Origin of the sequence: Sediminibacillus terrae, assembly GCF_009602435.1 — a bacterium.
Taxonomy (GTDB): domain Bacteria; phylum Bacillota; class Bacilli; order Bacillales; family Amphibacillaceae; genus Sediminibacillus; species Sediminibacillus terrae.
In genome coordinates this window covers 662,674-669,682 of record NZ_VZDQ01000011.1, presented here as the reverse complement: position 1 = coordinate 669,682, position 7,009 = coordinate 662,674, and the positions used below count along the sequence as shown (strand labels likewise).

The window sequence follows — 7,009 nt, the reverse complement described above, 5'->3', positions numbered from 1 at the left end:
GAGCTGTCCTTAGTACGAGAGGACCGGGATGGACACACCGCTGGTGTACCAGTTGTTCCGCCAGGAGCATAGCTGGGTAGCTACGTGTGGAAGGGATAAGTGCTGAAAGCATCTAAGCATGAAGCCCACCTCTAGATGAGACTTCCCATCATTTTAAATGAGTAAGATCCCTCAGAGACGATGAGGTTGATAGGTCCGAGGTGGAAGCGTGGTGACACGTGCAGCTGACGGATACTAATCGATCGAGGACTTAACTTAAAACAAAAAGTGAAGGCGACTGGTCAACAGCGTATGGATAGATCAGCCAGATTGTAGTGCGCCGCTTTAAGCGTACGAAAAGCTGGATGAACTATACACTAGCTGTTAGGAGCCGTAACTGGATTAAGTATAAAGCGTCGCGGACTTTGTCCGCAGAGCGAGATTCAAACGTGTGAAGTTCGTTGATGTCTTCCTTCTTATCTAGTTTTGAAGGTACACTTTTCTTAATTAATCACCAAGGAAGTTCTGTTAAGCCCGTTCACGTCCTGTGAACAACACAGAACGACCTGCATCCTGCAGGCCTGGTGGCAATAGCGGAGAGGCCACACCTGTTCCCATGCCGAACACAGCAGTTAAGCTCTCCAGCGCCCATGGTAGTTGGGGCTTTGCCCCTGCGAGAGTAGGACGCCGCCAGGCAAAACGAAAACCCCCTTGAATGAGTTCAACCTCGTTCAAGGGGGTTTTCGTATGTCTTTCTTTCCATTATGCTTAACTGCAGCTCCGGCTTATAGAAGGTACAGCCTGACAGTCAGTAAGTGCTAGCAAATAAAAAACACAAAATCAATAGTTCATTTTTACTAAAATTAAGCTTAACCGTTTAGCCTGTTTAGAAATGCGGAATAACGTTACCAAATACAAAATAAGGAGGTATTTTCATGGAACACGGAAAAGCCCTTGGCATGAAAGCGTTAATGGTTTTACCTATCATGTGGATTGTTATGACGTTGATTTTTGACGTCTCTTTCTGGAGTACTACTGTATTGGGGATTATTTTAATAGCAGCAGCATATGCTCTTGGTGATATGATGGTATTTCCGCGTACAAGCAACATGATGGCAACTGCAGCTGATTTTGGATTAGCGCTAATAGTGCTTTGGATCGGACTTGCAGTCATCGGAGCAGAAAGTACCTTTTTACCGGCATTGATCACAGCGATTGTAATAGCCGCAGGTGAATGGTTCTACCATAAATGGTTAGCGAAAAATAACATGGCGACAATCAGAGAGAGACACAGGTTATCTGAAAGTCATTAATAATGAAAGGTAACAAAACATCATAAATAGAGCGATACAGCAAGCCCTCCGCAATCACGGAGGGCTATTTATATGGCCCCATCATGGTTGAAACACGGACAACGAAAATGCTGCGAAGCTCTACAGTAAAAGCAGAAAAAGAGAAGCAACCCCTTCTCATGGAAATAAACGCATTGTTTTGGGAATTCGACAGGAAATGATAAAATTGGCACAGTAGCAGTGTCGTTTAGCATTACTGCCAATGAAGGGGGACGGACGATGAATGGCTCCGTTTTGGAAAAACATTCGCGTTATACATGCATCCCATCAAGGACATTCATCATTTCACAAGGATAAAGGAGCAAGAGGAAATAAATCGTTTGGAACAAATGGTGGATGAGAGAACGGAAACTTTATCCACACTTGTAAAAGAAATCTCGTCTCCGTTGATTCCGGTTTTAGATGGAATTGTAGTGATGCCGCTGATAGGTAAGTATGATGAAGCAAGAGCCGACGATTTGCTGAGCAGAACAATGAAAAACTTACCGGATTATCATGCGGATTTTTTGATCCTGGATGTCACTGGATTGGATGACGATTTGGATGCGTACTCCATTTCTCTTTTGCAAAGTTTGACACAATCCACCAGGTTGCTCGGAATGAAAAGTGCAATTGTCGGTATTTCGCCGAACTTGAGCATGAAGTTGATCGAGGCAAATGTAAACATGAAAGGGTTAAATTGTTTTTCAACATTGAAACATGCGATTCACTTTGCGCTGGCACAGAAAGGCAAACAGATTATTGGGTAAGGAGAGAAACGATGAGTAAAATGAAAATCGAAATGACGGAGAGTCAGTACCAAAAGTTGACCGAGCTTGTTTATTTAGGAAATTGGCTGGTGAATGCCCATCGGAATGAAGAAGTTTCCCACTATGAAGAGCTTGAACAATTCGTTTATAAAAACGCAGGATCAACGGATATTATCTATGACAAGGAAGATGATTTTTATCATCTCAAAGCAGAACTGGAGGAAAAGCTCCATCGTTATATAAAGGAATATGAAGACTATAATTTTTGGGAAGAACTGACTTATCGACTGGCCAACCGTGACTTGCTGCGTGAGCTTGGGCCGAAAGGGAAACTTGAACAAAAGGACATCGATAGAAGACTAAAAATCGCAGAAGGATACGAGAACGAATTTATCAAGAATGGTTTGAAAAATATGACTGTCGAGAAATCCATTTAGTAAAGGCAGCGCCCTATTAGAGTGCTGCCTTTCTATCATGTCATCATCGACTATTCACTTGCCTCTGTCGTATTAAAAAACATTTTCTCATCTTTGTAGGTAGGTGTTTTTCCTTTCTCGCGATGTTGGTCCTTTCCCATTTTTCCGTCTGACTCATAGCTTTGTTTATACGTTTTCTTGTCTTTTTCCAACATAAAAACTCCTTTTACTTATAGCATGGCTTAGTCTATTGCTCGTATTCAAACTAAAATGGAAAGAAAGGGAGCAACGTCTATGTTAAAACCTATTCCGGATCATTTACGGACAAATTTGAAGGTCTTGTTTGTAGGATTCAATCCGAGTATAAAGTCTTCTGAAACAGGTCATCATTACGCCAACCCCAACAACCGTTTCTGGACAATCCTGTATCGTTCCGGTCTTACGCCTGTCAAGTTAACCGCAGAGGAAGATGATCGCCTATTGGAATATGGGTATGGGTTAACGAATATTGTCGCAAGACCTACAAAAGAAGCGGCGGAAATAACGAAGGCAGAATATCAGCAGGGAAGGATGGATTTGCTGGATAAAATCACCCGTTATCAGCCCGGCGTTGTATGTTTTGTCGGGAAGGGTGTTTATCAGGAGTTCAGTCAGAAGCGGCAGGTTTCTTGGGGAATGCAGGATAATCCTGTGAGCAACAGTCATGAATTCGTAGCTCCATCTTCGAGCGGCCTGGTCAGAATGAAACTGGACGAAATTACAGCGATTTATCAAAAGTTGACAGAAGTAGTGAAGAAAGGGGATGACCATCCATGGAATTAGCTATCGTTACTGGAGCTTCACGCGGTCTTGGCGCAGCTTTGACTAAGCGCCTTTTGCTGCAGGGAATGAATGTCATCGGTATTTCCCGGAAGGATAATAAGGAACTCTGGGAAACTGCTGAACAATACCAGGAGCATTATCATTATTACACATGTGATTTGGCAAATATCCAGGATGTTGAAAAGGTTTTTAAACAGGTAGCGGACAAAGCATTTGATGGCACCTTCGAAAAGGTGTTTTTAGTTAATAACGCTGGTGTAGTGAGTCCGATCGATACTGCGGGCAATTACGATGTGTCCGCTTTAACCAACCATATCCAAGTTAATCAACTGGCTCCTATGACAACGACAAGTTTACTGATAGCCGAAGCCGAAAAATCGTCTATTCCATTAGTTGTAGTCAATGTCACTTCTGGTGCAGCGAACCGTTCTGTTTATGGGTGGAGTGCGTATAGCAGTACAAAAGCTGCAATCAACCGGTTCACACAAACGGTCGCTCTCGAACAGAATGCGAAAGAAACCGGAAACAAAGCCGTGTTGTATGATCCTGGAAAAATGGATACGGACATGCAGGGAGCAATCCGCTCATCCAGTGAAGAACAATTTCAAGATGTAGAACAGTTCAAGCAATTGAAACAAGAAAATCAGTTACGTGGCGCAGAAATTGTCGCAGACCATCTGGTTTCCGTGTTAAACCTGGGAGTCCGGCTGGAAAGTGGAAAGATATACAGTATCAAGGACGCTGAATAATGCTGCTGGCAGCAATATCATGCTATGGAAGTGCGAAGAGCTTATCAACCCACATAAATGGTTCTCTGTCAAACGGGGCGGTGTGATTTTTCACTCCACGCTCTCTTTATCGAAAGGCTCACTACAAAAAATAGCTATTTTCCTGAGGCCGCAGAGGAAATAAACTCTCTTTCCGCGGACGAACGCCCGATCCTCCTCGCAAAGCCTGCTTGTGAGGGATCGGCTGCCCGTTTTCCGCAGGAGTCTAGCTTATTTCCTCTGCTACACTATTTCGCTCTATAGAGCCTTTTTTACCGTGTGCTGCCATAAAATTTTATGCTTTATCGTTAAAAATCTTTGCTCCCCAAGGAATCTCGTTTTAAAGCCTTTATCGTATTGTTTATTCTTCCGATATCCCCATTATGAATGACTATAAAATCTCTTGTTTCCACCATCAGATTGTTTTACTTGTACGATGAGATGCCTCTATATGTGAAGCACGTATCGATTCCAGACATTCTTCCAGACCTTTCCCCCCTTTTGTCGCCCTTCTTCTGACAGTTTGGAAGGCTTAAGGCTTCGGTGGCCACACGGTGGTGGTGATGAAGAACCTTCCATAGGAAGTGGCGAATTATTCAGCCAGTATCCCTTTAAACATAAGCACAAAGAAAATAGCAGCTAAGTAAGAAATTTTTTATCATGAAGGTTTGAAAGCGATTCAAGTAAGGAAAAAGATTGATAGGACATATTGGCAGTTTTTTGCTGCGAAAACCATAGTACATCATGAAATAGGAGCGAAAAAATTTGAAGAAAGGAGATATACATGGCACTTAATGTTGCGCAAAAATTGATGAAGGATCACTTGGTATCGGGAAAGATGGAAGCGGGAGAAGAAATCGGACTGAAAATCGATCAAACTTTGACCCAAGACGCAACAGGCACTTTGGTTATGCTTGAATTGGAAGCCATGGGGATAGATAGGGTGAAAACGGAAGCCTCGGCTCAGTATGTCGATCACAATCTTATCCAAGTGGACCATAAAAATCCGGATGACCATCTATTTCTGGAAAGTGCAACAAGAAGATTCGGAGTCTATTTCAGCAAACCGGGAAACGGTGTGAGCCACCCGGTTCATATGCAGCGGATCGGGAAGCCGGGAAAGACCATGGTAGGTTCCGATAGTCATACTTGTGCTGCAGGATCGATAGGGATGCTGGCGATGGGGGCAGGTGGCATGGAAGTCGCACTTGCCATGGCCGGTCAGCCCTTCTACGTGAAAATGCCGGAAATATGGGGTGTGAAGCTTACTGGTGAGTTACCGGACTGGGTCAGTGCCAAAGATGTCATTCTGGAATTATTAAGAAGGCACGGTGTAAAAGGCGGTGTTGGAAAAATTATTGAGTTTTACGGGCCGGGAGTCAGTCAACTTGGGGCGATGGATCGCCATGTGATTGCCAATATGGGGGCTGAATTAGGTGCAACTACTACTGTTTTTCCATCTGATGAAGAGGTGCGTAAGTTTCTGGAGATGGAAGAGCGAGGTGAAGACTGGATTGAACTAAAAGCCGATAAGGATGCTTCCTATGATTTAGAGGAAGAAATTGATTTATCGAGTTTGGAACCATTGATTGCCAAACCTTCCAGTCCGGGAAATGTGGTCCCTGTTCGAGAAGTGGCGGGCGAACCTATCTATCAGGCGTACATCGGGTCTTCGGCAAATCCTGGCTACCGGGACGTAGCGATTGTGGCAGAAATTGTGAAAGGAAAACAAGTTTCCAACAGTGTATCCCTGGATATCAACCCGGCATCTCGACAGCTTTTATCTGATATGACAAAATCCGGTCTATTATTTGAACTGATTCAGGCTGGAGGAAGGCTGCACCAGGCTGGATGCAATGGCTGTATAGGAATGGGACAGGCTCCCGCAACCGGTAGAAACAGTTTGCGGACTACCCCGCGGAACTTCCCGGGGCGTTCGGGCACCAAAGAAGACGCTGTATTCTTGTGCAGTCCGGAAACGGCAGCGGCTTCGGCATTAACAGGAAAAATCACCGATCCACGCGACTTGGATATGGAGTATCCGAAGGTAGAACTTCCCGAGCAGCCTACAATTAATAATGAATTGCTGGAAAAGCCGCTTCCCTTGGAAGAGGCCAGAAAAACAGAGCTTGTAAAAGGGCCTAATATATCGAAGATCCCTGAATTTGAAGCATTGCCGGACGAGATGGAATTACCTGTTTTGTTCAAGGTGGGAGATGATATCTCGACCGATGAAATTTTAGCAGGTGGCGGCCGTGTCCTTCCTTATCGCAGTAATTTGGAGGAAATCAGCAAGTTCACTTTTGAAATTTTGGACGGTACCTATTATGAGCGGGCGATGGAAACCAGAGAAGCCGGCGGTCATGTCATAATCGGCGGCAGCAACTACGGTCAGGGTTCCAGCCGTGAACATGCTGCGCTTGCACCACGTTATCTGGGACTTCGCTTTGTCATAGTGAAGGATTATGCGAGGATTCACTGGCAAAATCTCGTCAACTTTGGTGTCTTGCCGTTAGAGTTTGTTCATGATGAAGATTATGACATGCTCGAACACGGAGACGTGCTGCGCGTGAAAAACCTGCATCAGACATTGCCGGCTACGAACGCATTGGAGGTCGAGGTGAAAGGGAAAGGACCGATAGAAGCTAAACACTCGCTATCTAAACGTCAAATCGATGTCATGCTTCATGGCGGACTGATCAACTGGGTCAAACAAGGGGAAGCTAAAAATAGTTAGGTATGTTGAAAAAGTTGAAATATCATTTTATAAAAGATATGGCTGCTCCAACAGGGAAAATCAATGGGGCAGCCTTTTTTTATTGTCCAAGAAGCAATCAAATGAAATGGTAGATAATAATGTGCAGTTCCGGCGCATCCCCCCTGATTTCTGTGGCAAAGAACGAAACGCCAAGGATCTTCTTAAG

General features: G+C 44.3%; 7 protein-coding genes and 2 rRNA genes. 8 read left to right on the top strand and 1 reads right to left on the bottom strand.

Annotated features, from left to right (window positions below; translation table 11 throughout):
- The 5 genes from F6X55_RS05940 to F6X55_RS05920 form a co-directional block, all read left to right on the top strand.
- Window positions 1-258: ribosomal RNA gene (locus tag F6X55_RS05940) — 23S ribosomal RNA — on the top strand; the annotation flags it as partial.
- A gap of 301 nt (window positions 259-559) precedes the next feature.
- A 5S ribosomal RNA gene (gene rrf, locus F6X55_RS05935) occupies window positions 560-675 on the top strand.
- A 239-nt stretch (window positions 676-914) separates the two neighbouring features.
- Window positions 915-1,292: a DUF2512 family protein gene (locus F6X55_RS05930; protein WP_026569082.1), complete on the top strand. Its 378-nt coding sequence runs from the start codon at window positions 915-917 to the stop codon at window positions 1,290-1,292.
- A 368-nt stretch (window positions 1,293-1,660) separates the two neighbouring features.
- A complete protein-coding gene (locus F6X55_RS05925; protein WP_237648609.1) occupies window positions 1,661-2,080 on the top strand; it encodes an STAS domain-containing protein in 420 nt (139 codons plus the stop codon).
- Window positions 2,081-2,091: 11 nt separating this feature from the next.
- Window positions 2,092-2,517 carry a hypothetical protein gene (locus F6X55_RS05920; protein WP_026569084.1) on the top strand — a complete coding sequence of 142 codons (426 nt, stop codon included), beginning with the start codon at window positions 2,092-2,094 and terminating at the stop codon, window positions 2,515-2,517.
- Window positions 2,518-2,567: 50 nt separating this feature from the next.
- On the opposite strand, the gene F6X55_RS20055 is transcribed toward F6X55_RS05920, so the two are convergent.
- Window positions 2,568-2,708, bottom strand: coding sequence for a hypothetical protein (locus F6X55_RS20055; RefSeq protein WP_162832889.1), 141 nt, complete (start codon window positions 2,706-2,708; stop codon window positions 2,568-2,570).
- 82 nt (window positions 2,709-2,790) lie between these two features.
- Between F6X55_RS20055 and mug the strand changes: the two genes are divergently transcribed.
- The 3 genes from mug to F6X55_RS05905 all read left to right on the top strand — a co-directional run bounded on the left by mug (window position 2,791) and on the right by F6X55_RS05905 (window position 6,822).
- Entirely contained in the window at window positions 2,791-3,318 is a 528-nt protein-coding gene (gene mug / locus F6X55_RS05915; protein ID WP_026771803.1) for a G/U mismatch-specific DNA glycosylase, read from the top strand.
- Complete coding sequence (locus tag F6X55_RS05910) at window positions 3,309-4,067, top strand: (S)-benzoin forming benzil reductase (RefSeq protein WP_153462368.1); 759 nt, start codon at window positions 3,309-3,311, stop codon at window positions 4,065-4,067. Before mug ends, F6X55_RS05910 begins: the two co-directional genes overlap by 10 nt.
- A gap of 802 nt (window positions 4,068-4,869) precedes the next feature.
- Window positions 4,870-6,822, top strand: coding sequence for an aconitate hydratase (locus F6X55_RS05905; protein WP_026771802.1), 1,953 nt, complete (start codon window positions 4,870-4,872; stop codon window positions 6,820-6,822).
- Window positions 6,823-7,009: the final 187 nt, after the last annotated feature.

Excerpts from the sequence above, each read along its gene's own strand:
- F6X55_RS05910 (WP_153462368.1), top strand. The coding sequence starts at position 3,309 with ATGGAATTAGCTATCGTTACTGGAGCTTCACGCGGTCTTGGCGCAGCT.
- F6X55_RS05930 (WP_026569082.1), top strand. The coding sequence starts at position 915 with ATGGAACACGGAAAAGCCCTTGGCATGAAAGCGTTAATGGTTTTACCT.
- F6X55_RS05920 (WP_026569084.1), top strand. The coding sequence starts at position 2,092 with ATGAGTAAAATGAAAATCGAAATGACGGAGAGTCAGTACCAAAAGTTG.
- F6X55_RS05905 (WP_026771802.1), top strand. The coding sequence starts at position 4,870 with ATGGCACTTAATGTTGCGCAAAAATTGATGAAGGATCACTTGGTATCG.
- F6X55_RS05925 (WP_237648609.1), top strand. The coding sequence starts at position 1,661 with ATGGTGGATGAGAGAACGGAAACTTTATCCACACTTGTAAAAGAAATC.
- mug (WP_026771803.1), top strand. The coding sequence starts at position 2,791 with ATGTTAAAACCTATTCCGGATCATTTACGGACAAATTTGAAGGTCTTG.